The organism is Leucobacter tenebrionis (assembly GCF_019884725.1).
GTDB lineage: Bacteria > Actinomycetota > Actinomycetes > Actinomycetales > Microbacteriaceae > Leucobacter > Leucobacter tenebrionis.
Map to the genome: position 1 here is coordinate 2,125,627 of NZ_CP082322.1, position 26,231 is coordinate 2,151,857.

The window sequence follows — 26,231 nt, forward strand, 5'->3', positions numbered from 1 at the left end:
GCTGCCCTTTGCGCGGCGCGCCCCGCGCCCCGACCCTCGCGCACCGTCCCGTCCGCCCCTCGCCCGCTCCCCACTCCCGCCCCTCGCGCACCGATCTACCGTAGAGCACCCCGTTTTCGCCGATTCGGGGTGCTCGAAGGCGGAATTGCGGCGCTGGGCCTGCGCTCCAGGATCGCGGGAGCGACACGCTCTAGGCTGTTCCCATGACCAATGCTGCGCACACCTCCGGTATCGACCTCGCCGAACTCGATCCTGCGGTGAGACCGCAGGACGACCTCTTCCGCCACGTCAACGGCAAATGGATCGAGCGCACCGAGATCCCGTCGGATAAGGCGCGCTACGGCTCGTTCGCGGTGCTCGCCGAGAACGCGGAGGAGGCGGTGCGCGACATCATCACGACCACCGAGGCTCCCGCGCCGGGGCTGATCGAGGGCGGCGCGGATCGCGAGGCCGACAAGGTCGCCGCGCTCTACGCGAGCTTCATGGACACCGAGCGGGCTGACCGCCTCGGCGCGGCCCCCATCGAGGGCGACGTCGCCCGCGCCCGAGCGGTCGCTTCGATCCCCGAGCTGATCGCCCTCGTCGCCGAGCTCGAGCGGCAGGGCGTCGGCGGCTTCTACAGCATGTTCGTCGACAACGACCCCGGCGATCCCTCGCGCTACATCGTCTTCGTGATGCAGGGCGGTCTCGGCCTGCCCGACGAGTCGTACTACCGCGAGGACCAGTTCGCCGAGATCCGCGACCAGTACCGCGCCCACATCGCCCGCATGCTCGAGCTCGCGGAGGTCGCCGAGGGCGCGGAGGCCGAGCGGCTCGCGGGGCTCGCCTACGACCTCGAGCGCCGCATCGCCGCGTCTCACTGGGACAAGGTCGCGAGCCGCGACATCCAGAAGCTCTACAACCTGCGCACCTTCGAGGGCCTGCAGGAGATCACCCCGCGGCTCGACTGGAACGCGTACCTCGCCGCGATGGGGGCGCCGGAGGCGGCGTTCGCCGAGGTCGTGGCGGCGCAGCCCGAGGCGCTCGCGGGGCTCGCCGAGCTGCTCGTCGAGGATGAGCTCGAGGCGTGGCGCGCCTGGCTGCTGTGGACGATCGTGCGAGGATCGGCGGCCCTGCTCTCGCAGCAGATCTCGCGGGCGAACTTCGACTTCTACGGCACCGCGCTCACGGGCGCGCCCGAGCAGCGCGAGCGCTGGCGCCGCGGCGTCTCGTTCGTGGAGGGCGCGATGGGCGAGGCCGTGGGGCGCCTCTATGTCGAGCAGCACTTCGACGAGAACTCGAAGGCGGCCATGGACGAGCTGGTGGGGCACCTCATCGAGGCCTACCGCGAGTCCATCGAGAGGCTCGAGTGGATGGGCCCCGAGACCCGTCAGCGCGCCCTCGACAAGCTCGACCGGTTCACCCCCAAGATCGGGTACCCGGTGAAGTGGCGCGACTACTCCGCGCTCGCCGTCGACGCGGGCGACCTGCTCGGCAACTCGCGCCGCGTCTCCGAGTTCGAGTTCGCGCGCGAGCTGGGCAAGGTCGGCAAGCCCATCGACCGCGATGAGTGGTTCATGACGCCGCAGACGGTCAACGCCTACTACAACCCCGGCTTCAACGAGATCGTGTTCCCCGCCGCGATCCTGCAGCCGCCGTTCTTCGACGCGTCGTGGGATGCAGCGACCAACTTCGGTGCGATCGGCGCGGTGATCGGGCACGAGATCGGCCACGGCTTCGACGACCAGGGCTCGCGCTACGACGGCGACGGGCGGCTGACCGACTGGTGGACGGAGGCGGATCGCGCGGCGTTCGAGCAGCTGACCGGCGCGCTCATCGGTCAGTACAACGGGCTCTCGCCCGAGGGCGCCGACGGCCAGACGGTCAACGGCGAGCTGACGATCGGCGAGAACATCGGCGACCTGTCGGGTCTCGAGATCGCGTGGAAGGCGTACCTGCGCTCGCTCGACGGTGCGGAGCCGCCCGTCGTCGACGGGCTGACGGGAGCCGAGCGCTTCTTCCTGGCCTGGGCGCAGGCCTGGCAGCAGAAGTCGCGGCCCGAGGAGACGGTGCGCCTGCTCACCATCGACCCTCACTCGCCCAACGAGTTCCGCTGCAACCAGATCGTGCGCAATCTCGCCCCGTTCCACGAGGCCTTCGGCACGCAGCCGGGTGACGGGCTCTGGCTCGATCCCGAGCAGCGCGTCTCGATCTGGTAGCGGCTGCGACGCAGCCCGCTCTCGCGCGCCCGAAGTTGACTGGCGCGCGGGAGCGGAGGAGACTCTGAGCACGCGCGGGCGCAACGGTGCGTCCGGGCATCGATCCCTCGACACAGGGTGGTGTTGATATATGGCAGGCACGGTCACGGGCACGGTCCCCGTCCCTCCGGTCACGCGGGTGATCATGATCGCCGCTGCGGCGGCGATGGGCGGATTCCTCTTCGGCTTCGACACCGCGGTGATCAACGGGGCGGTCGGCGCCGTCGGCGAGTGGAGCGGCGCGGGATCCGTGCTGCTGGGCTTCTCGGTCGCGAGCGCACTGATCGCCTGCGCCATCGGAGCCTGGTTCGCGGGGCCGATCGCGGCCCGGTTCGGCCGCATCAGGGTGATGCAGGTCGCAGCGGTCATCTTCTTCGTGTCGGCGCTCGGCAGCGGGCTCGCCTGGGAGATCTGGTCGCTCACGGCCTTCCGCTTCATCGGCGGTTTCGGGGTGGGCGCCGCGAGCGTCATCGCTCCCGCCTACATCGCCGAGGTGTCGCCCGCGAGGGTGCGCGGGCGTCTGGGCTCGCTGCAGCAGCTCGCGATCGTGATCGGCATCTTCGTCTCGCTGCTCAGCAACTACGCGCTGGCTCAGGCGGCCGGCGGCGCGGGCGAGGTTCTCTGGTTCGGGCTCGAGGCCTGGCGATGGATGTTCATGGCGGAGTGCCTGCCCGCCGTCGTGTACGGCGTGCTGGCCTATCTGATCCCGGAGTCCCCGCGGTTCCTGGTGAGCAAGGGGCGGGAGGAGGAGGCCGAGCGGATCCTCGCGCACTACGTCGGCGGCACGCCGACCGAGACGATCCGCGCGATCCGGTCGACGCTGGACTTCGAGGCGACGCAGTCGATCTCGGTGATCCGCGGGCCGCGCTTCGGGCTCGCGCCGATCGTGTGGATCGGGATCGTGCTCTGCGCCCTGCAGCAGCTGGTCGGCATCAATGTGATCTTCTACTACTCGACGATGCTGTGGCAGGCGGTGGGCTTCGACGAATCCGACGCGCTGCTGACGGGAGTGATCACCGCGGTCGTCAACATCGCGACCACGGTGATCGCGATCCTGCTCGTCGACAGGATCGGCCGCAAACCGCTGCTCATGATCGGCTCCATCGGCATGGCGCTCACGCTCGGCACGATGGCGTTCATCTTCGGCACCGCGCCGACCGAGACGGTCGGCGGGGCGGTGCAGCCGATCCTCTCGGATACGGCCGGAGTGGTCGCGGTGCTGGCTGCGAACCTCTACGTGGTGTTCTTCGGCATGAGCTGGGGGCCGGTCGTGTGGGTGCTGCTCGGCGAGATGTTCAACAACCGCATCCGCGCCTACGCGATCTCGGTGGCGGCGGCCGCTCAGTGGGTCGCGAACTTCGTCGTATCGCTCACCTTCCCGTCGCTCGCGCAGGCCGGTCTCGGCCTGGCCTACGGCCTGTATGCGACGATGGCAGTGCTCTCCCTCTTCTTCGTGTGGAAGTTCATCAGGGAGACCCGCGGTCGTGAACTGGAGGCGATGGAGTGAGCACGGCATTCGGATTGGACATCGGCGGCACCGGCATCAAGGGGGGCATCGTCGATCTCGGCACCGGCGAGTTGCTGAGCGAGCGGGTGCGCTTCGACACCCCGCAGCCGGCGACCGTCGCGGGAGTGCTCGACACCGCCGCCGCCGTCGTCACCGCGACCGGTTGGGAGGCGCCCGTCGGCTGCGCCTTCCCCGGCATTGTGAAGGGCGGCGTCGTCGGCTCCGCGGCGAACATCGACGACGAGTGGCTGGGCGAGAACCTTGAATCGCGGCTCGCCGAGCGCCTCGGCGTTCCTGTGCGATCGCTCAACGACGCCGACGCCGCCGGGCTCGCCGAGATGCGGCTGGGCGCGGGGCGAGGTAGGGCGGGCGTCGTGATGATGCTGACGCTGGGGACCGGGATCGGATCCGCGCTCTTCATCGACGGCCGTCTCGTGCCGAACACCGAGCTCGGGCACCTGGAACTCGACGGGCCGAACGTCGAGTCGCGCACCTCGGCCGCTGCTCGCAAGCGTGAGGGGCTCAGCTACGAGGAGTGGGGCGCGCGTCTGCAGCGCTACTTCTCGCATGTCGAGGCGCTGTTCTCGCCGGACCTCTTCATCGTGGGCGGCGGGATCAGCCGGAAGGCCGATCGGTTCCTGCCGTTGATCTCGGTGCGCGCGCCGGTGATCCCGGCGCACTTCCGTCAGAACTCCGGGATCGTGGGCGCCGCGCTGCACAGCGTCGAGTAGGCCTCGGGCGCGGTTCCGACCTCAGTCGGGCCCGCCGGTGCAGACCTCCGCCGCGGGCGCAGACCTCCATAACCGTGCGAGAGGTCTGCATCCGTGCCGGAGGTCTGCACCGGCCTCTGGATCGGGAGGGTGCGGGTTACTACTGCCCGGCTCCCTGGCCGGTGTAGAAGCCGTAGGTCGCGTCCGCGCCGCGCGCGGCGACCTCGGGATCCGCACCGGCTGCGACGTGCGCCGCACCCCAGCCGTCGGCGGCCGCGCGGTAGAAGGCGCGTCCCTCGTCGGTGAACGCCCAGGCCTCGGCCTCCGCGGGCGACAGGGAGCCCTCCACGGCGCCCAGGTGCAGTGAGAGACCCAGCAGGCCGCCGTCCCAGCCCACGCCTGTGGCGCCTGGACCGAAGGTGTCCCACATCTCCGTCGGCACGTCGGCGGTCTTCGCGACGTGCTCGAGCTCGAAGCGGGTGCGCTCGGCCCCCTGCTCGGTCAGCCGCACGGTGACCCACGTGACGCCGCCGCCGAACTCCCACGTGATGCGGTACTCGGCGCGGCCGTCGTGCGGAGGCGTGCATTCCAGCACCTCGCCGCCCGCGTTGCCCTGCAGCTGATAGCGCCCGCCGACGCGCAGGTCGCCGGTGATCGGCATGAACCAGCGGGCGATCCGCTCCGGGCTGGTCGCGGCGTCCCACACGTCGGCGATACCGGCCGGGTACTCCTGGGCGAGGGCCTGCACGCGTGCGGGTTCGCCGTCGATCTCTTCGTCGCGGAGAGTGCGGCTGACCGCCTCGATCTGCGCATGTACGTCGACCATGATCATTCCTTACTGTCGTTGTTGCCGTTGTCGTCGTAGCTGTCTTTGCTGCTGCTGTTGCTCTCGTTGCCGCTGTCGGCGCTAGTGCCGTTGCGACTGTCAGCGCGGTCGTCATGCGAGGGGCCCGCGGTGCGTGCCGCGGCGTCGCCGCGCGGGGGAGGGCTCGCAGCGGCGCGCTCGGCGGAGAGTCGCCGCTCCCGCTTGCCACGCGCGAGCTCGGTGCTGAGCGCGGCGAACGGGCCCCGCCAGAAGCGTTCGAACGGCGTCAGCCACTCGCTCGCCTGCTGCAGCCCCTGCGGATCGACCGCGTAGAGACGGCGGGTGCCTTCCGCACGCACGGAGGCGAAGCCGTGCTCCCGCAGCACGCGGAGGTGCTGCGATACCGCGGGCTGGCTGATCCCGAACTCACGCGAGATGACCGCCGCGATGCCGCCCGCGCTCGCCTCGCCGTCGGCGATGAGTTCGAGGATCCTCCGGCGGACGGGGTCTCCGAGAATGTCGAGCGCGTGCATGCCCCGATTCTTCACTCTCGACTTATATAAGTCAAGTCTAAATTTCGCTGCCGTTCGTCGTTCGTCGTTCGTCGTTCGTCGCTTGTCGCTCGTCGCTCGCTGCTCGCTGCTCGCTGCGGCAACCGTGTGCGGCGCGCTGCGGCGGAAGAGGGCGGTGCGAGCGTGTGAAACGCGGGCGTGGAGCGCGGCGGGGCGCGAGCGTGTGTAACGCGGGCGACCGAGCGCGGCCGAGCGCTGAAACGCGCGGGTCAGGCGTGCTCGGCGCAGGCGGCGTCGGGATGCGTCGCGCACGCCGCGAAGCGAGCGCGGCAGCTCGGATCCGCGCAGTTCGCCAGGCGGTTCGTCGGGGCCTCGCAGACGGTGCAGCGGCCGAGCACGGCGGCGCCGGGAGCGAAATCCAGCGACTCGCGCCCGTCGAACACGGCGAGCGACCCCTCCCAGAGGCCGTCGTTGCCGAAGGCTTCGCCGTAGCGCACGATGCCGCCGTCGACCTGGTAGACCTCCTCGAAACCGCGCTCCCGCATCGCGGCCGAGAGGATCTCGCAGCGGATGCCTCCGGTGCAGTAGGTCACGACCGGCCGGTCCTTGATGTCGTCGTAGGCGCCGCTCTCGATCTGCGCGATGAAGTCGTGGGTCGTATCGACCTCGGGCACGATCGCGCCCTTGAAGCGGCCGATCTGGGCCTCCCAGGCGTTGCGTCCGTCGAAGAAGACGACGTCGTCGCCCCGCTCGGCCACCAGTTCGTTCACGGCCTCCGGCGAGAGGTGCGTGCCGCCGCCCACCACGCCGTGCTCGTCGACGCGCAACTCGTCGGGGATCCCGAACGCCACCAGCTCGTCGCGCACCTTCACGCTCAGTTTCGGAAAATCGGCGATGCGACGCCACGGGGCCGCGCGATCGACACCGTGGAGCGCCTCGGGGCGCTCGGGCACGAAGCCGGTTCCGTCGCTCCACTTGGCCTCGAGACCGGCGAACGGCCCGTACTCGCGGGTGCGACGGAGGTAGCGCTTGCACGCGTCGAGCTCGCCACCCACGGTGCCGTTGATGCCGTGCTTCGAGATGATGATCCGGCCCCGCAGCCCCAGCGACTCGCAGAGTTCGCGCTGCCACAGTCGAACGGCGTCGGGATCGGCCACCGGCGCGAAGACGTAGTACAGCAGGATCTTGGGCTCGCTCACCCATCCATGTTAGAGGCCGCGGGTCCGCCTTTATGATGAGACCATGTCAGACGCCGCCGCACAGACTCCGCTCTCCCGCACCCCGGGAAGTCTCCCCGATGCCACGACGACCGATCACGCGCGCATGCACTCCGTCTCAGACGAGACCCGCGGCATCGTCGACCTCGTGCTCGATTATTCCCGTCGCCGTATATTGGCGACGGATACCCCGCTCGACCACGCCTCCTCGGCGCGGGAACTCCGCCGGCTGGCGGGGCCGACGATCAGCGAGGAGGGGCTCGGCAGCCGCCGCGCACTCTCGGTGTTCGAGCACATTCTCGCTCCGGCATGCATTACGACCGACCATCCGCAGTACCTCTCGTTCATTCCCTCTGCGCCCTCGAAGGCCGCGATCGCGTTCGACCTCGTCGTCTCGGCGAGCGCGCTCTATGGAGGTTCGTGGATGGAGGGCTCGGGCGCCGTCTACGCCGAGAACGAGGTGCTCGGCTGGCTCGCCTCCGAGTTCGGACTGCCCGAGGGAGCGGGCGGGGTGTTCGTGCAGGGCGGCACGATCGGCAACCTCTCAGCGCTCGTGGCCGCGCGCGATCATGCTCGTTCGGTGCGCGAGGCCGCGGGGGCGTCGCCACGTCCCGACGGCGGCTGGGCCGTGGTCTGCGGCGCCGAGGCGCACTCCTCGATCAAGTCGGCGGCGCGCGTCATGGATGTCGACGTGATCCCGGTGCTCGCCGACGAGCACGGGGTGCTGCGAGCAGAAGCCGTGCGCGAGGCGCTCGAACAGCACGGCGAGCGGGTCTTCGCGGTCGTGGCGACGGGCGGATCGACGAACTTCGGCGTGGTCGACGACATCGCGGGGATCGCCGCGCTCAAGGACGATTTCGACTTCTGGCTGCACGTCGACGGCGCCTACGGGCTCACCGCGATGCTCTCCCCGCTGGGGCGCCCGCACTTCGCCGGCGTGGAGCGCGCCGACTCGGTGATCGTCGATCCGCACAAGTGGCTGTTCGCCCCCTACGACGTCTGCGCGCTCATCTACCGCGATCCCGAACTCGGTCGCCAGGCGCACACGCAGCACGCCGAGTATCTCGACGTGCTCACGGAGCGGGCGGCATACGACCCTTCCGACTACTCCATCCAGCTCACCCGGCGGCCCCGCGGGCTGCCGCTCTGGTTCTCGCTCGCGACCTACGGCGTCGCCGCCTATCGGGAGGCCGTGACCCACTCGATAGCGCTCGCCAGGCAGATCGCTGACGAGATCGAACGGCGCCCGGGTCTGCGCCTGGTGCGCCAGCCGCAGCTGTCGGTCGTGGTGTTCGAGCGCGACGGCTGGGAGCGCGCCGACTACGACCGCTGGTCGGATCGGCTGCTCGAGGAGCAGCGGGCCTTCGTCGTGCCGAGCTCGCACGCCGGTCGCCCCAACACCCGCTTCGCGATCGTGAACCCGCTCACCACCTTCGAGCAGCTGGCGGGGATCCTCGACACGATGGAGTAGCGCGGGCTTCGCGAGCTCCTCGGGCTTCGCGGGTTTCGCGGGCTTCTCCTCCTTCTCGGGCCCGGGCCCCTCCGGCGCGCTTCAGGGAGGAGATCCTGATTGGAGCGGGCCGATCCGCGCCGATCCGCCCGCCTGGATCACGATCTCCTCATCGAAGCCCGGGCATTCTTTTCCCAAGTTGTTTGACCTTGACGTAACGTCAACCTCTAGCGTGAGTTTCGAGCCGGGAGAGTCCCGGCCGACACCCCGGAGGCGGAGCATGGAGTACTCGATCCAGCAGATCGCCCGAGCAGCGGGCACGACCTCGCGCACCCTGCGTCACTACGACAGCATCGGGCTCGTGAGGCCGAGCCGCATCGGCGGCAACGGCTACCGGTACTACGACGACCGCGCGCTCGTGCGGCTGCAGCGAGTGCTGCTGCTGCGCGGGCTCGGTCTCGGGCTGGACGCCATCGGCGAGGTGCTCGCGGCGCAGGACGCCCAGGCGAGGGGCGGGGAGCACCCCGCTGTCGCCGAGGCGCGCATCCTCGACACGCACCTCGAGCTGCTGAGAAGCGAGCGGAGCCGGATCGAGGCGCAGATCGGCTCGGTCGAGCGCACCATCGCGGCGCTTCGTCGCGCGGGTGATCCGAGCGCGGCGCCTTCTGGGGGCGAACGAGAAGAGGAGGACCTCATGTCCGAGAACATGTTCGACGGTTTCGACCACACGCAGTACCGCGAGGAGGTGGAGCAGCGCTGGGGCGCCGACGCGTACGCGCGGAGCGATGCCTGGTGGCGCGGCCTCGGCGAGACCGGTCAGCGGGAGTGGCGCGCACGCTCGGAGCAGCTGGGGCGCGACTGGGCGGCCGCCGCTCGGAGCGGCTCGGATCCCGAATCCGCAGAAGCGCAGGATCTCGCCCGCCGCCACGTCGAGTGGCTGCGGGGGATTCCGGGAACGCCGGCGTGGAGCGAGCGCGATGCGGGATCCGCGGAGCAGCCCGCGCGCACCTCGGCGACGGGCGGAGAGCAGGCCGCCACCCTTGCGGGGTACGTGCTCGGCCTTGCCGAGATGTACGTCGCCGACGAGCGCTTCGCCGCGAACTACGGCGGCGTCGAGGGCGCAGGCTTCGTGCGCGACGCGCTGCGGATCTACGTGGCGCGCGAGCTCTCTGCATAGCGCTCGCCGTCTTCCACACGCGCGTCCTCGGCGGCGCGGGCCTCTCGGATGCGCTGCTGCTGCTCGGGGGTGCGCACGAGCGGGGGCACGACCTCGTGCTGGTCGTTGACGATCACCACGTCGTGGTCGACGTGATCGACCATGGCGTGCACGGTGTCGATGAAGTCGCGGCGGCGGATCGCGTCGAGCACGCGGGCGTGGTCGCGCTCCATCTCGGCGCCGGTGGCCACGTTCGCGAGTCGCCCGCGGTGCTCGGGGGTGCGCAGCTGGTCGTTGATACCGGCGTAGAGCGAGGCCAGCAGCCGGTTCTTGGCGGAGTCGAAGACGAGGCGGTGGAACTTGCTGTCGAACGCCGAGTTCTCCGAGCCGTCGGCCAGGCCGAGCACGGGGCAGCGGGTGCAGCCCACCTCCTCGGCGGCGGCCTGCTCGAGCGCGGCGAGATCCTCGTCCGTGCGGTGCAGTGCGGCCTGCTGCGCGGCCTCGATCTCGAGCGCGCGTCGGTAGCTGAGAATTTCCTCGAGCGTGAAGTCGTTGAGGAACTCGTTGAGCAGGGTGCTGGTCGGCGTGGACGAGCGCACGAAGGTGCCCCGGCCGGGCAGTGTCTCGAGCATGCCCATGCTGGCAAGCGAGCGCACGGCCTCGCGCACGGTCGAGCGGCCGACCCCCGTCTGCTCGGAGAGCTCGGGTTCGATCGGGATCCGGCTGCCGACCGGCCATTCGCCCGTGGTGATCTTGCGGCGCAGGTAGGCGAGGGTCGCACGGGCTCGTTCAGAACCTGTGGTGCTTGCCATGCTTCGCCTCGCTTCGCTGCTGTGGATCCGGGGTTCCGCCAAGTATATCGGCGTCCGCGGAGCGGAGCCGGGGCTGCGCAGCCGTCTCGCAGTACGTCATCCTGGGCGCAGACGCAGGATGACGTACTGCAGCGTGCGCTGCGGCCCCTGCCGCTCTAGGCTGAGCTGAGAAGCCGGGTGAGCGCCGCGGCGGGCGCCCGGGCACTACCCAGGAAGGCTGAAGCGATGACGCAGAAGAATCCGAGTCGAGGCATGATCGATCCGTACGCGGGGATGCGCGAGGTGCCGGGCTTCACGCTGGTGAGCTCCGACATCCAGGACGGTGAGCCGCTGCCCGCCGAGCTGTACGCGGAGCAGGCGGGAGGATCGAACCGGTCGCCGCAACTCAGCTGGTCGGGGTTCCCGGCCGAGACGAAGAGCTTCGCGGTGACCTGCTTCGATCCCGACGCTCCGACCGGCTCGGGGTTCTGGCACTGGGCGGTCGCCAATATCCCGGCGACCGTGACCGAGCTGCCGGCGGGAGCCGGCTCGCTCGGCAGTGCTCTGCTGCCCGAGGGCGCGCTCACGATGCCCAACGAGAAGCGGGAGCCCGCGTTCACGGGCGCCGCTCCGCCCGAGGGCACCGGAGTGCACCACTACTGGTTCGTGGTGCACGCGCTCGACGTCGATCACATCGATGTCGACCCGCAGGCCACGCCGGCGGTGATGGGCTTCATGATGCGCAATGCCGTCGTCGCCAGGGCGATCATCGTGGCCACCGGGGAGTACGGCCAGGCCGCGTAGGCCGCGCGCCAGGGGCTCTGAAACGCTCCCGTTCCGCTTGGCAAGTCGGGGTTCATCTGCAACACTGGCACAGTCGGCTGCGACGCCGACTGCTTCGATTTCACAACGGATCGTCCGGCACGTACCTGCCGGTGAAACGAGAGGAAAACTCAATGGCGAGAGTCGTGTACGACGACGTGACCCTGCAGTACCCGGGCACCGAGCGCCCCGCGGTCACGAATCTGAATCTGGACATCGAGGACGGTGAGTTCCTGGTCCTCGTCGGTCCCTCCGGCTGCGGCAAGTCGACCGCGCTGCGCATGCTCGCGGGCCTCGAGGAGGTGACCGAGGGGCGGATCCTCATCGATGAGCAGGACGTGACGGAGGTCTCTCCGAAAGACCGCGACATCGCGATGGTCTTCCAGAACTACGCCCTCTATCCGCACATGTCGGTCGCCGAGAACATGGGCTTCGCGCTGAAGATCGCGGGTGTCTCGAAGGAGGAGCGGCGCAAGCGGGTCGAGGAGGTCGCCGAGCAGCTCGACCTGACCGAGTACCTCGACCGCAAGCCCAAGGCGCTCTCTGGCGGCCAGCGGCAGCGCGTGGCGATGGGGCGCGCGATCGTGCGTGCACCGAAGGTGTTCCTCATGGACGAGCCGCTGTCGAACCTCGATGCGAAGCTGCGTGTGCAGACGCGATCCCGCATCGCCACGCTGCAGCGCAGGCTCGGCGTCACCACCGTCTACGTGACGCACGATCAGACCGAGGCGCTCACGATGGGGGATCGCATCGCCGTCATGAAGCTCGGCGTGCTGCAGCAGGTGGGCTCGCCGCGCGAGCTGCTCGACCACCCCGTGAACACCTTCGTGGCGGGGTTCATCGGCAGCCCGGCCATGAACCTGTTCACCGCGGAGCTGAACGAGCAGGGCCTCGTGCTCGGCACCTCCGTGCTGCCGGTGGCCGACGACGTGCGAGCGGCGATCGGCGGCGGCCGGGTGACCGTGGGGGTGCGGCCGGAGGATCTCATCGTGGGCGGACCGGACGAGCCGGGCATCGCGGTGAAGACCGCGCTGATCGAGGAGCTCGGGGCCGACGGGTACCTTTTCGGCGAGGCGGAGATCGCCGGCGAGAGCGTGACGCTGGTCGTGCGCGTGGACGGTCGGGATCACGCGGAGCCGGGCGACCTGATCACGATCGCGCCCCACCCCGATCGTGTGCACCTCTTCGAGTTCGAGAGCGGTCGGCGTATCGGCACGCTGAGCGCCCGCCGCCTGGCAGCGTAGCGCCGGGCCCGGGCCCGGGCTCTGCGGGCCCGGGCGGGTCAACCGAGGTGCTGCGCGTACTGCTCGGCGAGCCAGCCCGGGATCGGACGGGCCCGCTGCGGGAACCCGCCGAGGTGCAGGCAGGTTTGGGTCGCGGATCGCGTGGCCGCTCCGAGGGCGTCGGCGATCCCGGCGCCCTTGAGGTGCGCCGCGACGAATGCCGCGATGAAGCTGTCGCCCGCTCCGCAGGTGTCGACCGGCGTGATGCGCTCGGCCCGGGTGTCGAAGAACTCGCCGGCGTGCAGCGCGAGGCTGCCGTCGGCGCCGCGCATCACGACGCCGATGGCAGCGCCCGCCGCGACGAGTGCGGTAGCAGTCGCGCGGGCCTCGGCCGCATCGCCGTCGCACGAGGTGAACGCGATCTCGACGCCGGCGAGCGAACCCTGGTCTCCGTTCGGTCGGCCCAGCAGGTCGACGCTCACGCGACGCCCGGCCTCGACGAGCCGCTGCGGGATCGCCGCCTGCGGCGCGGTCCCGGTCACGTGGCACCAGGCCGATCCCGCCGTCGCCGCCACGAGGTCGGGCGGATCCCAGGAGGGGCCCACTCCGAGATCCTCGTGCAAGAACTCGCGATCCCGATCCCGCAACCGGATCAGCGTGACTCCGGTGCGCCCGGGCAGCGTCGTGATCTCCTCGGGGCGCAGCCCGGCTTCGGCCGCGGCTCCCCGCACGATCTCCGCGGCGGCATCGGTGCCGACGGCGCCGAGATAGCGGGCGCCGCGGCCCGCCGCCCGCCACTGGGCGGCGACGTTGAGCGCGCTGCCGCCCACGGTGACGCGGCCCTGCTCGACGTACACGTCGAGGCAGTTGTCGCCGATCGCGATGAGGGGAGAGGAGGTGCTCATGGGGCGCTCCGAGGTTCGGGATCCACCAGCCCAGTCTAGAAGTCGCCCTTCTTGTAGTAACGGCGCGTGGTGAGGTCGTGGTCGCGCGCCCGCTCGAGGTGCGAGCTGAGGCGCTCGAGCACCGCCGCGAACACGATCGGCGACACGAGGGCGCGCACGTGGGGCGTGAGGCCGGCGAGCTCGAACTCCGCGGCGTCGAGCACGCGCAGCTTGCGGGTGACGGTGGTCGCGAAGCGCTCGACGCGCTCGGTCAGCGGCCGCTGCTCGTCCTCGCCCTTGAACAGGAAGACGCTCGTGTCCTCCTCGAGCAGCTCGAGGGTGCCGTGGAAGAAGTCCGAGGCGTGCACGGGGCGCGTCCAGATCCACTGCATCTCCTCGAGAATGCACATGCCGTAGTAGGCGGCCTCGTACCACGATCCGCCCGCCGAGGTCATGATGTGGTGCTGCTCGTCCTTGATCTCGTCGGCGAGGGCCTCGGCGCGCGGTTCGAACTGCTGCTTGGCTGCGACGAGCAGCTCGGGCAGCGTCTGCAGCTGCGCCACCACCTCGTCGTAGTCGTCGATCTCGCCGCGCACGTCCATGATGGCGAGGGCGAGCAGCAGCGACTGGAGGTAGAAGTTCTCGCTCGAGGTGGGATCGGCGCAGTCGTTCGCGAAGTTGACGTCGGCGAGCCGGGCGATGGGGGTGTCGGCCTTGGCGGTGAGGCTGAGGATCGTGGCGCCCTGCTGCTTCGCGAACTCGATCGCGGCGATCGCCTCCTTGGTGGTGCCCGACACGGACGGGAAGACGGCGATCGACCCGGGGCCGAGGTGCGCACTTCCGGTGTTCACGATCTCGGCGCTCATCTCGATGTGCACGGGGAAGGTCGAACGGGTCTGCAGCAGGCGGGCAGCGGGCAGCATCAGGAAGTTCACGCCGCCCGCGCCCATGAAGAAGACGTTCTTCGCGTCGTCGCTCAGCAGTTCGCCGATAGCCTCGCGGATCGGCGCCGCGAGGGCGGTGGCGCCCTGCTGCACGGAGAGGTAGTGGGCGGGGTCGAAATTCAGCATCGTTGCTCCTGTCCGTCATTGGATTATGTTGTCCGACAACAATAACAGTTGTCTGGTCATTCGGGGAAGCTGCTATGGTCGCCGATGAGGCGTGGGCTTTCGAAGACCGTCCTGGAGGGGGCTTGATGAAGAGTGGCGCGGACGCGATGGGCGGATCCGGCAGCGCGGTGGATCGCGTGTACGAACGTGTGCTGCAGCTCATCCAGCAGCTCGGCCTGCGCGCCGGCGACCGGCTGCACACCGAGGCGGAGTTGTCGGACCTCTTCGGCGTCTCCCGCTCGACGGTGCGGGAAGCGCTGCGGAGGCTCGAGCAGGAGGGGGTTCTCCTCGCGGTGCAGGGGCAGGGCCGCTTCATCTCGGCGGTGGCCTCGCTGAGCCCCGAGCGCCCCATGAGCAAGTACGAGAGCATCACCGAGATGCTGACCGCGCGCGGGTACGCGGTGACCAGTGCGGTGCTCGACGTGGCGGAGGGCTCGGCCAGCGCAGCCGAGGCGGCAGCACTGGAGGCGGAGGAGGGGGATCCCGTGATCCGCCTCCTCAGGATCCGCTTCGGTGATGACCGCCCCCTCGTGGTGAGCGAGAACACCGTTCCCCGCGACCTGCTCCCCGGCCCCCTCGAGCACCGCGACTGGGGCGGATCGCTCACCGCCGCGCTCGCCGCGCACGGTCATCACGTGCGCTCCTCGCTCGCGACCATCTCCGCGACCTCGCTGCCCGAGGAGTGGGCCGAGCGGCATCGGCTCCAGGGTCTGGGTCCGTGGTTGCTGGTGACCGAGGTCGGGCTCACGAAGGAGGGTCGCCGGGTGCTCTACGCCCGCGACTACCATCGCGGCGACGAGATCTCCTTCAGCGTGCTGCGTCAGCGGTAGCGTGAGCGGACTGCTCGATCAGGGTCCGCGCTCAGTGAGCACGTTTGACGAGCCGGTTCGTCGTAGTTCCGGTGATTCGCGGGAGGGCGGGCGTTAGAGGCTGATGTTCGCCGGTCTCGTGCGAATCGCCGGAGTTTCAACGGGGCGGGGCAGGCGAGCTCAGTGCGGGGCCGCTACCGACGCCCGTTCGACCAGGCGCGCTGGCAGTTCGAGCTGCGTGTATTCGCCGTGCCTGCTGCTCCCGCTGCTCTCGTTGCTCCCGCTGCTCTCGTTGCTCCCGCTGCCCTCTGGGTCGGCGTCCTCGCCGTCGATGCGTCTCAGCAGCAGCTCCGCGGCCCGCCGCCCGAGCTCGAGCATGGGCTGCTCGACCATCGTGAGCGGGGGCTCCATGACCGCCGCCCACGAGCTGTCGTCGAAGCCGATCACCGACGCCCGCGACGGGATGGGCACCCCGCCGTCGCGCAGGGCGTGCAGCGTGCCCGTGAGCGCGTCGGTCTCGGTGCAGAAGAACGCGGTGGGCGGGGTGTCGAGCGCGAGCATGCGGGTGACCTCGTCGTACGCGTGCGACTCGGTCTTCTCGCCCACCGAGACCAACTCCGGGTCGAGGGGCAGCCCTGAGTCATCGAGGGCGTCGAGATAGCCCATGAGGCGCTCGCCGTCGCTCCAGAGATTGCGCGCGGCCGCGTCCACCAGGTCGCGACGGAACCTGGGGCGCTCGACCATGGGCGGGCCCCAGACGAAGCCGATGCGCGTATGCCCGGCCGCGACCAGCTGCTCGGTGGCGGCGCGTGCTGCCGCGCGGTTGTCGATGACCACGGCGTCGAGCTCGACTCCCGGGATCAACCGGTCGAGCAGTACGAGCGGGATGCCCTGGTCGCGCGCCAACTGCAGATGCGCGGTCGAAGCGGCGTCGCAGGCGGCGGAGGAGAGGATGATGCCGTCGACCCGCTTGTCGACCAGCACGTTGACCGCCGCGATCTCGTCCTCGAGATGCTCGTAGGTGCTGATGACGAGCGCGTCGAAGCCCCGGGCGCTCGCGACCTCCGAGACGCCGCGCACCACCCCGCCGAAGAACGGGTTGGAGATATCGGCCACGACCACCCCGAGGGTGTGGCTGATGCCGGTGGAGACGCTGCGGGCCAGCTGATTGGCCCGGTAGCCCAGTCCCTCGGCGGCGGCGAGCACGCGGAGACGCGCCTCGGTGCTGACGTAGCCGTACCCCCCGAGTGTTCTCGCTGCGGTTGCGCGGCCGACGCCTGCGGCTGCCGCGACCTCGGAGATCGTGGGGGAGGACGATCGCGCTTTGCCCAATGCTTCCTCCTCGGTGGAGTATCCAGTCTAGGAGGTCGCGCCGGTGGGCGTGCGGCCCGCCCCCTCCGCGGTATCGGGTGCGGCCGCAGCCTCGTGCGCGGCCGAGGCGACGGGTGTCTTCCGGCCGTGGTCGAACGCGGCCTCGACCAGGCATTGATCCCGGGACGCCTCGGCTCCGGCGCGGAGCGCGAGGCGCAGTTCCTCAGAGGTGGGTCGGCGATCCCTCGACCAGCCGGCGTCGAGCAGGTGCACGACGAATCCCGCCAGGAACGCGTCGCCGCAGCCCATGGTGTCCACCATGGTCGCCGGATCCTCGAGGAGTAAGGCGCTGCCCGTGACGACTCGCGTTCCGTCGGTCACGATCGCCCCGTCGGTGCCACGCGTCGCGAGGGCGAGCGAAGCGCCGTGGGCGACGAGGGAGTCGAGGATCGCGCGGGTCTCGGTCTCGCCCTGCTCGGAGCATGAGATCAGCGCGAGGTCGATGTGGGGGGCGACCCGGGCGAAGTACTCCTCGGTGCGGTACTCGGGCTCGGAGGAGAAGTCGAAGCTGACGAGCGGGCCCAGCCGCGCCAGGCGGGGCAGCTCGGGGAGGATGCCGGAGTAGACGCTCGTGTGCACGAGGTCGAACTCTGCGGCGTACTCCAATCGGCCGTCGGCGAGGTCGATGGGCTCGCGCACGGTGACGCCGCCGCCGTTCCAGCCCAGGAACGTGCGGTCGCCGTCGACCACGTGCAACCGCGAGATGCCCGACTCGCCCCCGCGAACGAGGGAGCGGTGGAGATCCACCCCCTCCTCAGCGATCGAGCTGCGCAGGAACTCGCCCTCCTCGTCGTCTCCGAAGACCCCCAGGTAGCCGGATTCCGCGCCCAGCCGACGGGCGTAGACGGCGACGTTCACCGCGTTGCCGCCCGGGTAGTCGATACCGCGATCGACGAAGCGGTCGATGATGTTGTCGCCCAGGCCGAGAATCTTCACGGAGTCACCTCTTCATTGTGGATCGACGAGCGGCTCGCCGGAGCCGACGGGAAGGGGCGGATCGGCCGATCCGCCCCGCTCGGTGTTCCGGCGGCGCCTGCGGGCCTCGTGCGCGCACGGCGCCGGGGCCCGCAATCCGGCGCGCCGGTCAGTCGGATCAGTAGTCCATCACACGGTAGTAGCGACGCAGATCGAGGGAGTGGTCGCGCACCCGCTCGAGGTGCTTGCTCACGCGCCCCATGACGGCGTCGAGCACGATCGGGGCGATGAGCGCCCGGTTCTCGGGGCTGAAGCCCTTGAGCTCGTAGTTGCGCGTATCGAACACGTTCACGTCCTTCGAGATGCGCTTCGCGAAGGCCTCGGCGCGGTCGGTGAGGGGGCGGGTCTCGTCTTCGCCCTGGAAGATGATGACCGACGTATCCTCCTCGAGCAGCTCGAGCGAGCCGTGGAAGAATTCGGCGGAGTTGACGCGGGTGGTGCGCAACCACTGCATCTCTTCGAGGATGCACATCGAGTAGAGGTAGGTGAAGCCCCAGAGCGGGCCGCCGCCGATGAGGAAGTGGTAGTCGGTGTCCTTGTGCGCCTCCGCGAAGGCGGAGGCCTGCTCCTCCGCGGCCTTCGCCGCGTCGATCACGGCGTCGGGCAGAGCCGTCAGCTCGTCCGCGAGCGACTCGTATCCCGGGAACTCGCCGCGCACGTTCATGATGCGGCCGACGAGCAGCAGCAGCTGCGGGTCGAAGGGCCACGTCTTGGGAGCCGAACTGAGGGTGTGGTCGACCTTCTGCGCGATGGGCGACTCGGGTACGCCGGTGAAGGAGACGGTGGTGGCGCCCTGCGACTTCACGTAGTCGATGGCGAGCAGCACGTCCTCGGTGGTGCCCGAGACGGACATGAACACGGCGAGCGTGTTCTCGCCGAGCCAGGCGTCGCCCGACTCGATGAGCTCGCGCGAGATGACCGCGCGAATGGGGAGCTTCGAGAAGCGCCTGGCGAGATACTCGTAGGGCCACGCCTGCGCGTAGGTGCCGCCCGAGCCCACGAGCAGCACATTGTCGATTCCGCGCTCGAGCAACTGGTCGACCAGCTGCTCGATTTGCGGGCGCAGTGCGACTGCGCTGGAGAGTTGTTCGCGAATCTGGGCTTCGTTGAAACCGAGCATCGTTGATCCTTTCGTGCCGAGACCCTGCCCGATCTGGTACCGGTATCAGGTTCGAACATCGTGGCATAGCCCGCGGTGCGCGTCAACACCTCTCCGGCGGGAGGGGCGGATCGGCGAGGCCGTGACAGCAATGATGTGCGGTAAAAAGCGGCCATTTCGGTCAACCGAGGGGTGATATTCCAGATTGCCGCTTGCGCAGCGCGCCCGCATGGGTGACAATTCAATGCAAGTCGGTGGTACCGGTATCAGATCCGCGATACCGGGCCGCCCGCTCGACGCCGTATTCCACGACCGGTCGCCCGGCCGGGCTGAAGCGGCGCTCTCAACGAGGAGGGGCATACACATGCAACGGAAGAAGACCACTCTGGCGGTAATGGCGGTCGGAGCCGCACTCATGCTGAGCGCGTGCGCAGGCGGGGGCAACGGCGGCGCGGAGGCCGACGTGACCGCGGAACCCGAGTTCTCCGGCAAGCTCAGCATTCTCACGAAGTTCGCCGGTGAACCGCTCGGCCCCTACTTCGAGGACCTCGCTGCGGCCTATCAGGAAGAGCACCCCGACGTCGAATTCGAACTGATCCAAGAGACGGACCAGTCGGTCAAGGATAAGACGAAGACTCTGACGGCGTCGGGTGCGCTCCCCGACATCTACTTCACCTGGACCGGCACCTGGGCTCAGAACTTCGTCGACGGAGGTCTGGCCGCCGACCTCAGCGAAGTCATCGCGCCGGGCACCGAGTGGGGCGATACCTTCGGCGAAGCCTCGCTCGACGCATTCAAGTACGACGGCAAGTATTACGGCATCCCGCTCTACAACAACGGCAAGTTCATGGGCTACAACAAAGACGCCTTCGCCGCGGCCGGCATCGAGGTGCCCACAACCTTCGAGGGGCTCATCGACAGCTGCGGCCCGCTGCGCGACGCCGGTTACGAGCCCATCGCCTTCGGCAACAAGGACGGCTGGCCGGGCCTGCACTACCTGCAGCAGCTGTTCGCCTACAACGTGCCGAGCGACACCCTCAACGCCGACTTCGATCCCGAGACCGCCAAGTGGGACGACCCGGGGTACGTGAAGTCGCTCGAGGAGTTCGAGCAGCTCGTGACCGAGTGCACCGACTCCGGCAAGGGCACCAACGGCGTGCTCTACACGACCGCGCAGGAGGCGCTCGCCGGCGGCCGCGCGGCGATGTACTACCAGGAGATCCTCGAGTTCGACCAGCTCACCTCGGGCGACACCCTCACGCCCGAGAACTTCGGCATCTTCAAGCTGCCGGTGCCCGAGGGGGCGAAGGGCGATCCCGACGCGATCGAGGGCTCGCCCGAGGGATACCTCATCAACAACAAGTCGCCCCGCGCCGCGCTCGCCGTGGACTTCATGAAGTTCGTCACGAATCCCGAGAACGCGAAGACGCTCTCCTCGCCGCCCTACGGCCAGCCGAGCACCGTGATCGACGCCGTCACCGAGGAGACCTCGAGCGCCGCCGTCTACGACGGCATCACTCAGGTCAACGAGGCGTCCCAGATCGTGGTCTGGCTCGACACCGTGACGGTTCCCGAGGTAGCCGACGCCTGGCTCGCGGGCGGCGAGGCGCTGATCAGCGGCGACTCCTCGCCCGAGCAGATCCTCGAGAGCGTCCAGAAGGCGAACGAGATGGCCCGCTGACCCGTCGCGCTGCGGGGCCGGAACGCGAAGTCCGCGCCACGGCCCCGCAGCGCACGTCGACGCAGTACCGAGGGAAGCAACATGCACTCACGCCTCACCAGCGCCAGGGGTCTCCTCTGGCTCGCCCCGGCGATCCTGATCCTGATCGGATTCGTCTACGTTCCGCTGATCCAGAACTTCGGCTTCGCCGCCTCCGAGTGGGATATCTACTCGGGCACGAACGAGTTCGTCGGCGCGAAGAACTTCGAGCGCCTGCTCGACGATCCGGTCTTCTGGCGATCGCTCGGCAACAACCTGCTCTACGCGCTCGTGTCGATCGTGTTCCAGGTCGGTGCGGCGCTCGTGATCGCGGCCCTCGTCGAGAGCGTGCGCAGCAGGCGCACCCGCAACGCGCTGCGCACCATCTACTTCATCCCGTCGGCCATCTCGATCACCGTTTCCGGCCTGCTGTTCTACTTCATCTACGAGCCGAACATCGGCATGCTCAACAGCTTCCTCGACTCCATCGGCCTGCACGCCCTCGCGCAGCCCTGGCTCGGTCAGGAGAGCACGGCGATGATGGGCATCATCGCGATGAGCCAGTGGCAGGGCTTCGGGTACTCGGCGCTGCTCTTCACGGTGGCGATCCAGCGCATCCCCTCCGAGCTCTACGAAGCGGCGCAGCTCGACGGCATCGGCGGCGTGCGGCGCTTCTTCACCATCACGGTGCCGCTGGTGCGCGAGATGTCGGGTCTGATGATGATCGTGACCATCTCGGGTGCGTTCCAGGTCTTCAACGAGGTCATGGTGATGACCACGGGAGGCCCCAACAACTCCACGCAGGTGCTCGGCACCTGGCTGTACCGCAACGGCTTCGTGCGCAATGACTTCGGCTACGCGGCGGCGATCGCCGTGGTCATCTTCGTGCTGTCGCTCGCGATCGGCCTGCTGCAGCTGTGGTACACGAGGAAGCGGAGGGTCGAGGTATGAGTACTGAAACCGCAGTGCTGCTGGCGGTGCCGCCCGGGCGGTCGCGCATCGGCAAGCTGGGATTCTTGGGGATCATCGGGCGGATCCTCGTCTGGTCGTTGCTCATCGGGCTCGTCGTGATCGTGCTCTACCCGCTGCTCTGGATGGTGTTCAACGGTTTCAAGACGAACACCGAGCTGTTCGGCAACCCGTTCGCCATGCCGCAGCAGTGGAGCTGGGAGAACTACGTCAAGGCGTGGAACCGGGGCGTGAGCAACTACCTGATGACGAGCGTGCTGGTTACGATCACCTCGACCATCACCACTGTGTTCGTGAGCGCGTGGGCGGCGTACGGTCTCACCCGCGTGCGCATCCCCTTCAACGGCGTGTGGACGGGGATCATCCTCGGCGGCCTCATGCTCGCCCCGACCGTCGCGCTCGTGCCGCTGGTGAAGATGTTCCAGGCGATGGGGCTCTACAACACGTTCTGGGCGCTCATGATCCTCTACACCGCGTTCAGGATCCCCTTCACCACCTTCCTCATCCGCTCGTACATGGTCGACCTGCCGAGCGAGGTCGACGAGGCCGCGCAGATCGACGGTGCGAGCCGGTGGACGACGTTCTGGCGGATCATCCTGCCCATGTGCCGGCCGATCCTCGTCTCCACGGTGCTGCTGCACGTGCTGTTCGCGTGGAACGAGTACCTCTTCGCGATGGTCTTCACGAGCGGGACCGGGGTGCAGCCGCTGCCGGTCGGCCTCACGAGCCTGATGAGCAAGCACGGCACGGACTATCCGGTGGTGTTCGCCGGCATGGTCATCGCGGCGGTGCCCGTGATCGTGCTGTTCCTGGCCTGCCAGCGGTACTTCGTCAAGGGCCTCGCCGACGGCGTGGGCAAGTAGGGGGGGCGGGCGCGCCCTGCCCTGCCCCGCCCCGCTGCCTCGAAACCGACTGTTTCAGCGAGACCGACTGGTCCAGGGGCTCTGAAACAGTCGGTCCCGCTGAAACAGTCGGGTTCGGCGTGGATCCCGATCCCCGACCTCCTCTACCGCTTCGAAAGGAACCACCGTGGCGCTCTCACTCGCGCAGATCAGCGGATCCAACTTCTCCTACCAGCACCGGCCGCTCGCCGAGTGCTTCGACGACCTCGCCGAGTTCGGCCGCACGGGCGTGGAGCTGTGGGGGATCGCCCCGCAGCTCCACGTGCCGTGGCTGAGCGACGCCGAGGCGCGGGCGGTGCGGAGGGAGGCCGCGGCGCGCGACCTCGAGATCGTCTGCTTCACGCCCGAGCAGGTGATGTACCCCGTGAACATCGCCTCGCCCGACAGTCGCCTGCGCGCCGAGAGCATCGCGATGTTCCGGCGGGCTGCGGAGCTTGCGGTGGAGTTCGGGGCCCCGAAGCTCTTCCTCACGCCGGGCCGCGGGTTCGAGAGCGAGCCCGAGGAAGTGGCCTGGCGGCGATCGATCGACGCGCTGGGCGAGATCGCGGGGTACGCGGATCGGCTGGGCCTCGAGTGCCTGCTCGAGCCGCTGCAGCGGGTGGAGTCGAACCTCGTCAACGCGGCCGCCGACGCGGCGCGCGCGCTCGACGAGGTCGGTGCGCCGAACCTCGGCGTGGCGCTCGACACGGTCGCCATGGCGGTGGCGGGCGACGACGTCGACGGCTACTTCGAGCTGCTCGGCGAGCGCGTGCGCCACGTGCACCTCATCGACGGCGCCCCCGCTGGGCACCTCGCCTGGGGCGACGGGGAGCTGCCGCTCGAGACGATCCTGTCGGCGCTGGCGCGGCACGGGTACGAGGGGTGGATGACGGTCGAGCTGTTCGGCGACGGATCCTACGCGTTCGATCCCCGGCCGGTGCTCGAGCGCTCGCTCGGAGCGGTCGAGCGGGCGCTGCCGGCCTGAGGCCGCGCGGGTGCCGCGTCCGGTGCCTGGCGCTGCCGCTCTTCGCCGCGCCCGCGCTCCTTGCCCCAGCGCCCCGCGCCCGCGCGCTCGGCCCCGCGCCGCGCCCGCGCTCCTCGCCCGGGCGCCCGCCGCCCGCGCGCCCGCCCGCTCGGCTGCCCAGCCCGCCGCCGAGATGACGCGTGTGGCCCCTCCCCACGGCGGGGAGGGGCCACACGCGTCATATCGACGAGGCGCTCGTCGGATCAGTGCCCGAAGGTGCCCGTGAGCCGGGCCCGGCCCAGTGTGTGGCCGAACATCTGGAATCCGAGGAACGCGGGCGACGCGAGGTCATCGAGTTCGAGCTTCTCGACGTCGAGGGCGTGCACGACGAACATGTAGCGGTGGTCGCCGTGCCCGGGAGGCGGGGCGGCGCCGACGAACCCGCGCACGCCGCCGTCGTTGCGCAGCAGCGACGCGGCCTCGGGGAGCCCGGAGCGATCATCGACGGTGATCGCGCCCTCTGGGAGCTCCGTGACGGAGAGCGGGATGTTGTAGGCGGCCAGGTGCCAGAAGCCGCTGGCCGTAGGGGCGTCGGGATCGAAGCAGGTCAGTGCGAAGCTCTTGGTGCCCTCGGGGAACCCCGACCAGCTCAGCTGGGGCGAGGCGTCTCCGCCGCCCGTGCCCACCATGCCCGACACCTGGGGCAGAGGCAGGTGCTCCCCATCGGCGAAGCTGGTGGAGTCGAGCGCGAACGAGGGCACTTCGGGGAGTGCCGCATAGGGATCGTATGTCACGGTGTTCCTTTCTGTGGTGGTGTGCGAGGGATCGGCTCTCAGGCCGCCCACCCGCCGTCGACCGTCACTACCGAGCCTGTCATATACGAACTGGCGTCGCTCAGCAGGAACGAGGCGACGGAGGCGATCTCCTCCGACGTGCCGGGGCGGCCGGCGGGGATCTCGGTTCTCATGCGGGCCGCGTGGGCGTCGTCGGCCCATCCGGCTTCCGTCATGGGGGTGAGGATCGAGCCCGGAGCGATTGCGTTCACGCGCACGCCCGCCGAGGCCAGCTCGCGCGCGGCGGAGCGCGTGAGCACGTTGATGGCGGCCTTGGAGGCGTTGTAGGCGAGCTGATGCTCGGGGAGGCGCTCGACCACGGCCGAGGAGAGGGTCACGACCGAGAGCGGCGCGGGCTCGCCGCCCGGCTGCTGCGGTCGGCGGGCGGCCCAGCGCAGCGCGAGGAAGGTGCCGGTGGCATTCGTGTCGAGCACGCGCCGGAACGATTCCACGTCGGTGTCGACGAGCGGACTGCGCTCGCGGATGCCCGCGGCGTGCACCAGACCGGTGACCCCGTCGTGGGCGAGGCCCTCCCAGGCGGTCTCATCGGTGACGTCGAACGGGAGCACCCCCGGCGCTGCGCTGCGGCTCAGGCGGATCACGCGGGCCCCCTCGGAGGCGAGGCGATCCGCGATCGCGAGGCCGATCCCCGATCCGGCGCCGGTGACGATGACGGTCTGCGGTGCGTCAGGCATGCTGGGTCTCCTGCTCCGGGAGAACGGCCCGGCGCGTCGAGGTCTCGCGGGCGGCGACGGCGACGATCGCGTAGATCACCAGGGAGACGGCGACAGCGAGCACGATGGGTGGCAGGCCGGGGACGGTCACGAGGCCCGTGAGGCCCAGGAGCCCGGTCAGAGCGCCGCCGACCATCGAGGTGAGAGAGGCCCAGCGCCCTCCGAAGCGGGTGAAGAGCCCGAAGATGAAAGAGACGAACACGCCGGAGCCGTACATCGTGAAGGCCATGGTGAGCACCTGGATGATGCCGGGCACGAGCAGCGAGAACCCGAGGGCGAGCAGGCCGAGCGCTACGGTGAGGATGCGGGACCAGCGCAGCTGCCGCTTCGGGTCGTCGCGCACGCTCTTGATACGGAGCAGGAAGTCGTTGGAGATGTTGCTGACCGCCGCGAGGAGCAGTGCGTCGGCGGTCGAGACCACGGCCGAGATGATCGCGGCGACCAGGATGCCGGCTGCCCACACGGGCAGCACGTTGCTGATGAGGGCCGGCATCACCCCGACGGTGGGATCGAGATCGGGGAAGAGCACGCGCGCGGCCATGCCGGCGAGGGCCGGCACGACGGCGAAGAGCGCCGTGAGCGCCCCCGCGATGCCGGCGCCCGCAGCCGCGGACCGGACCGACTTCGCCGAGAAGACCCGCTGCATCACGTCCTGTCCGACGAGCTTGTGGACGACGACGGGGAGCGCGGCTCCGAGGAAGAACGACCAGCCCTGGTTCAGCGGGTTGAAGGGTTGCGCGACACCCGCGGTCGCGAAGGTCTCAGCGATCGTCGTGAAGCCGCCCGCCGAGCCGATGGCGATGACCGTCACGATGACGAGCCCCGCCACGATGACGACGAACTGGATCGCGTCGGTGATGGCGACGCCCCACATGCCCGAGAGGACGGTGAAGGCGATGATCAGCACAATGCCCACGATCGCACCCCAGGTGTGGGTGAGGCCGAGCGCGGTGAGCGACGAGGCGGCGGCTCCGACCTGCCCGGCGAGGATGCCGGTGAGCGCCAGGATCGAGAGGGCGGAGGCGAGCAGGCGGACCGGGCGGCTCGTGAATCGGTGCTCGAGGAACTCGGGAACGGTGACGAAGGATCCTGCTCGAACCCGCTTCGCCACGAAGAGCGCGAGGAATACGAGGCCGACGAAGATGCCGACGGCGAACGATATGGCCGCGAAGCCCACGGAGTAGGCGTCCTGGCTGGTGCCGAGCACGAAGGCGCCGCCGAAGTTCGTGGCGAGGAGCATGATCGCGATGAGGCCCGCGCCCATCTTGCGGCCGGCGAGCAGATAGTCGGTGTCGTCCTTGACCCGCTTCCGAAGCCAGGCCGCGATGAGGAACATCACCACCAGGTAGGCGATGATCATCAGGGTGATGCCGAGATTCATGCTGTCTCCTAAACGTTCATCGAACGCCTCTCTGCGTTCAATACGCACACCAAGTTACATATCTGCTTATCAAAACGCAAGCATAAGCGGCTT

At 69.4% G+C, this 26,231-nt stretch carries 24 protein-coding genes; 12 read left to right on the forward strand and 12 right to left on the reverse strand.

The window, feature by feature from the left end; genetic code table 11:
- Nucleotides 1-203: 203 nt before the first annotated feature.
- The 3 genes from KVY00_RS09890 (at nt 204) to ppgK (ending at nt 4,475) form a co-directional block, all read left to right on the forward strand.
- Nucleotides 204-2,198, forward strand: coding sequence for a M13 family metallopeptidase (locus KVY00_RS09890; protein ID WP_223042804.1), 1,995 nt, complete (start codon nt 204-206; stop codon nt 2,196-2,198).
- 130 nt (nt 2,199-2,328) lie between these two features.
- Nucleotides 2,329-3,744, forward strand: coding sequence for a sugar porter family MFS transporter (locus KVY00_RS09895; protein WP_223042805.1), 1,416 nt, complete (start codon nt 2,329-2,331; stop codon nt 3,742-3,744).
- The gene (gene ppgK / locus KVY00_RS09900) at nt 3,741-4,475 is read left to right on the forward strand and encodes a polyphosphate--glucose phosphotransferase (RefSeq protein ID WP_223042806.1); all 735 of its coding nucleotides are present in this window, start codon (nt 3,741-3,743) and stop codon (nt 4,473-4,475) included. The genes KVY00_RS09895 and ppgK overlap by 4 nt, the downstream gene beginning before the upstream one ends.
- 139 nt (nt 4,476-4,614) lie before the next feature.
- On the opposite strand, the gene KVY00_RS09905 is transcribed toward ppgK, so the two are convergent.
- The 3 genes from KVY00_RS09905 to KVY00_RS09915 all read right to left on the reverse strand — a co-directional run bounded on the left by KVY00_RS09905 (nt 4,615) and on the right by KVY00_RS09915 (nt 6,970).
- Nucleotides 4,615-5,280: an SRPBCC domain-containing protein gene (locus tag KVY00_RS09905; protein WP_223042807.1), complete on the reverse strand. Its 666-nt coding sequence runs from the start codon at nt 5,278-5,280 to the stop codon at nt 4,615-4,617.
- Between the two features lie 2 nt (nt 5,281-5,282).
- Complete coding sequence (locus KVY00_RS09910; RefSeq protein WP_255572587.1) at nt 5,283-5,792, reverse strand: ArsR/SmtB family transcription factor; 510 nt, start codon at nt 5,790-5,792, stop codon at nt 5,283-5,285.
- A gap of 248 nt (nt 5,793-6,040) precedes the next feature.
- The gene (locus KVY00_RS09915; protein ID WP_223042808.1) at nt 6,041-6,970 is read right to left on the reverse strand and encodes a tRNA uridine(34) hydroxylase; all 930 of its coding nucleotides are present in this window, start codon (nt 6,968-6,970) and stop codon (nt 6,041-6,043) included.
- A gap of 124 nt (nt 6,971-7,094) precedes the next feature.
- Between KVY00_RS09915 and KVY00_RS09920 the strand changes: the two genes are divergently transcribed.
- Together KVY00_RS09920 and KVY00_RS09925 are read left to right on the forward strand one after the other, a co-directional pair.
- Nucleotides 7,095-8,459: a pyridoxal phosphate-dependent decarboxylase family protein gene (locus tag KVY00_RS09920; RefSeq protein ID WP_223045269.1), complete on the forward strand. Its 1,365-nt coding sequence runs from the start codon at nt 7,095-7,097 to the stop codon at nt 8,457-8,459.
- A gap of 259 nt (nt 8,460-8,718) precedes the next feature.
- Nucleotides 8,719-9,615 (forward strand): MerR family transcriptional regulator, encoded by an 897-nt coding sequence (locus tag KVY00_RS09925; RefSeq protein ID WP_223042809.1) that lies wholly within the window; start codon nt 8,719-8,721, stop codon nt 9,613-9,615.
- On the opposite strand, the gene KVY00_RS09930 is transcribed toward KVY00_RS09925, so the two are convergent.
- Nucleotides 9,588-10,406 (reverse strand): FadR/GntR family transcriptional regulator, encoded by an 819-nt coding sequence (locus KVY00_RS09930; RefSeq protein WP_223042810.1) that lies wholly within the window; start codon nt 10,404-10,406, stop codon nt 9,588-9,590. The genes KVY00_RS09925 and KVY00_RS09930 overlap by 28 nt on opposite strands.
- 225 nt (nt 10,407-10,631) lie before the next feature.
- On the opposite strand from KVY00_RS09930, the gene KVY00_RS09935 reads away from it, so the two are divergent.
- Together KVY00_RS09935 and KVY00_RS09940 are read left to right on the forward strand one after the other, a co-directional pair.
- Nucleotides 10,632-11,189 (forward strand): YbhB/YbcL family Raf kinase inhibitor-like protein, encoded by a 558-nt coding sequence (locus KVY00_RS09935; protein ID WP_223042811.1) that lies wholly within the window; start codon nt 10,632-10,634, stop codon nt 11,187-11,189.
- 152 nt (nt 11,190-11,341) lie between these two features.
- On the forward strand, nt 11,342-12,451 hold the full coding sequence (locus KVY00_RS09940) for an ABC transporter ATP-binding protein (protein ID WP_223042812.1): 1,110 nt from the start codon (nt 11,342-11,344) through the stop codon (nt 12,449-12,451).
- Nucleotides 12,452-12,489: 38 nt separating this feature from the next.
- Here KVY00_RS09940 and KVY00_RS09945 read toward each other — a convergent pair whose 3' ends face one another.
- Together KVY00_RS09945 and KVY00_RS09950 are read right to left on the reverse strand one after the other, a co-directional pair.
- Nucleotides 12,490-13,335: a PfkB family carbohydrate kinase gene (locus KVY00_RS09945; protein WP_223042813.1), complete on the reverse strand. Its 846-nt coding sequence runs from the start codon at nt 13,333-13,335 to the stop codon at nt 12,490-12,492.
- A 35-nt stretch (nt 13,336-13,370) separates the two neighbouring features.
- Entirely contained in the window at nt 13,371-14,384 is a 1,014-nt protein-coding gene (locus KVY00_RS09950) for an SIS domain-containing protein (protein WP_223042814.1), read from the reverse strand.
- Between the two features lie 125 nt (nt 14,385-14,509).
- Between KVY00_RS09950 and KVY00_RS09955 the strand changes: the two genes are divergently transcribed.
- Entirely contained in the window at nt 14,510-15,253 is a 744-nt protein-coding gene (locus tag KVY00_RS09955) for a GntR family transcriptional regulator (protein WP_223042815.1), read from the forward strand.
- A 159-nt stretch (nt 15,254-15,412) separates the two neighbouring features.
- On the opposite strand, the gene KVY00_RS09960 is transcribed toward KVY00_RS09955, so the two are convergent.
- The 3 genes from KVY00_RS09960 to KVY00_RS09970 all read right to left on the reverse strand — a co-directional run bounded on the left by KVY00_RS09960 (nt 15,413) and on the right by KVY00_RS09970 (nt 18,698).
- A complete protein-coding gene (locus KVY00_RS09960; RefSeq protein ID WP_223042816.1) occupies nt 15,413-16,564 on the reverse strand; it encodes a LacI family DNA-binding transcriptional regulator in 1,152 nt (383 codons plus the stop codon).
- A gap of 27 nt (nt 16,565-16,591) precedes the next feature.
- A complete protein-coding gene (locus KVY00_RS09965) occupies nt 16,592-17,539 on the reverse strand; it encodes a PfkB family carbohydrate kinase (RefSeq protein ID WP_223042817.1) in 948 nt (315 codons plus the stop codon).
- 157 nt (nt 17,540-17,696) lie between these two features.
- A complete protein-coding gene (locus KVY00_RS09970; RefSeq protein WP_223042818.1) occupies nt 17,697-18,698 on the reverse strand; it encodes an SIS domain-containing protein in 1,002 nt (333 codons plus the stop codon).
- A gap of 343 nt (nt 18,699-19,041) precedes the next feature.
- Between KVY00_RS09970 and KVY00_RS09975 the strand changes: the two genes are divergently transcribed.
- The 4 genes from KVY00_RS09975 (at nt 19,042) to KVY00_RS09990 (ending at nt 23,211) form a co-directional block, all read left to right on the forward strand.
- Nucleotides 19,042-20,358: an ABC transporter substrate-binding protein gene (locus KVY00_RS09975; protein ID WP_223042819.1), complete on the forward strand. Its 1,317-nt coding sequence runs from the start codon at nt 19,042-19,044 to the stop codon at nt 20,356-20,358.
- Nucleotides 20,359-20,439: 81 nt separating this feature from the next.
- A complete protein-coding gene (locus KVY00_RS09980; RefSeq protein WP_223042820.1) occupies nt 20,440-21,327 on the forward strand; it encodes a carbohydrate ABC transporter permease in 888 nt (295 codons plus the stop codon).
- Nucleotides 21,324-22,208, forward strand: a complete 885-nt coding sequence (locus KVY00_RS09985) for a carbohydrate ABC transporter permease (protein ID WP_255572588.1) — start codon at nt 21,324-21,326, stop codon at nt 22,206-22,208. Before KVY00_RS09980 ends, KVY00_RS09985 begins: the two co-directional genes overlap by 4 nt.
- A 166-nt stretch (nt 22,209-22,374) precedes the next feature.
- Nucleotides 22,375-23,211, forward strand: a complete 837-nt coding sequence (locus KVY00_RS09990; RefSeq protein ID WP_223042821.1) for a sugar phosphate isomerase/epimerase family protein — start codon at nt 22,375-22,377, stop codon at nt 23,209-23,211.
- A gap of 242 nt (nt 23,212-23,453) precedes the next feature.
- Here the strand turns inward: KVY00_RS09990 and KVY00_RS09995 are convergent, their stop codons facing one another.
- Genes KVY00_RS09995 through KVY00_RS10005 form a run of 3 tightly spaced genes read right to left on the reverse strand, consistent with a single transcriptional unit; the run spans nt 23,454 to nt 26,138 of the window.
- Complete coding sequence (locus KVY00_RS09995) at nt 23,454-23,984, reverse strand: YbhB/YbcL family Raf kinase inhibitor-like protein (protein WP_223042822.1); 531 nt, start codon at nt 23,982-23,984, stop codon at nt 23,454-23,456.
- Nucleotides 23,985-24,022: 38 nt separating this feature from the next.
- Nucleotides 24,023-24,718, reverse strand: coding sequence for an SDR family NAD(P)-dependent oxidoreductase (locus KVY00_RS10000; RefSeq protein ID WP_223042823.1), 696 nt, complete (start codon nt 24,716-24,718; stop codon nt 24,023-24,025).
- On the reverse strand, nt 24,711-26,138 hold the full coding sequence (locus tag KVY00_RS10005; protein WP_223042824.1) for a sodium:solute symporter family protein: 1,428 nt from the start codon (nt 26,136-26,138) through the stop codon (nt 24,711-24,713). Before KVY00_RS10005 ends, KVY00_RS10000 begins: the two co-directional genes overlap by 8 nt.
- Nucleotides 26,139-26,231: the final 93 nt, after the last annotated feature.

Bases quoted from the DNA above. Each gene is read 5' to 3' on its own strand.
- KVY00_RS09905 (WP_223042807.1), bottom strand. From the start codon at position 5,280: ATGGTCGACGTACATGCGCAGATCGAGGCGGTCAGCCGCACTCTCCGC.
- KVY00_RS09955 (WP_223042815.1), top strand. From the start codon at position 14,510: ATGAAGAGTGGCGCGGACGCGATGGGCGGATCCGGCAGCGCGGTGGAT.
- KVY00_RS09925 (WP_223042809.1), top strand. From the start codon at position 8,719: ATGGAGTACTCGATCCAGCAGATCGCCCGAGCAGCGGGCACGACCTCG.
- KVY00_RS09935 (WP_223042811.1), top strand. From the start codon at position 10,632: ATGACGCAGAAGAATCCGAGTCGAGGCATGATCGATCCGTACGCGGGG.
- KVY00_RS09930 (WP_223042810.1), bottom strand. From the start codon at position 10,406: ATGGCAAGCACCACAGGTTCTGAACGAGCCCGTGCGACCCTCGCCTAC.
- KVY00_RS09975 (WP_223042819.1), top strand. From the start codon at position 19,042: ATGCAACGGAAGAAGACCACTCTGGCGGTAATGGCGGTCGGAGCCGCA.
- KVY00_RS09970 (WP_223042818.1), bottom strand. From the start codon at position 18,698: ATGCTCGGTTTCAACGAAGCCCAGATTCGCGAACAACTCTCCAGCGCA.
- KVY00_RS09980 (WP_223042820.1), top strand. From the start codon at position 20,440: ATGCACTCACGCCTCACCAGCGCCAGGGGTCTCCTCTGGCTCGCCCCG.
- KVY00_RS09945 (WP_223042813.1), bottom strand. From the start codon at position 13,335: ATGAGCACCTCCTCTCCCCTCATCGCGATCGGCGACAACTGCCTCGAC.
- KVY00_RS09890 (WP_223042804.1), top strand. From the start codon at position 204: ATGACCAATGCTGCGCACACCTCCGGTATCGACCTCGCCGAACTCGAT.
- KVY00_RS10005 (WP_223042824.1), bottom strand. From the start codon at position 26,138: ATGAATCTCGGCATCACCCTGATGATCATCGCCTACCTGGTGGTGATG.
- KVY00_RS09895 (WP_223042805.1), top strand. From the start codon at position 2,329: ATGGCAGGCACGGTCACGGGCACGGTCCCCGTCCCTCCGGTCACGCGG.
- KVY00_RS09950 (WP_223042814.1), bottom strand. From the start codon at position 14,384: ATGCTGAATTTCGACCCCGCCCACTACCTCTCCGTGCAGCAGGGCGCC.
- KVY00_RS09920 (WP_223045269.1), top strand. From the start codon at position 7,095: ATGCACTCCGTCTCAGACGAGACCCGCGGCATCGTCGACCTCGTGCTC.
- KVY00_RS09985 (WP_255572588.1), top strand. From the start codon at position 21,324: ATGAGTACTGAAACCGCAGTGCTGCTGGCGGTGCCGCCCGGGCGGTCG.
- KVY00_RS09940 (WP_223042812.1), top strand. From the start codon at position 11,342: ATGGCGAGAGTCGTGTACGACGACGTGACCCTGCAGTACCCGGGCACC.
- KVY00_RS09910 (WP_255572587.1), bottom strand. From the start codon at position 5,792: ATGCACGCGCTCGACATTCTCGGAGACCCCGTCCGCCGGAGGATCCTC.
- KVY00_RS10000 (WP_223042823.1), bottom strand. From the start codon at position 24,718: ATGCCTGACGCACCGCAGACCGTCATCGTCACCGGCGCCGGATCGGGG.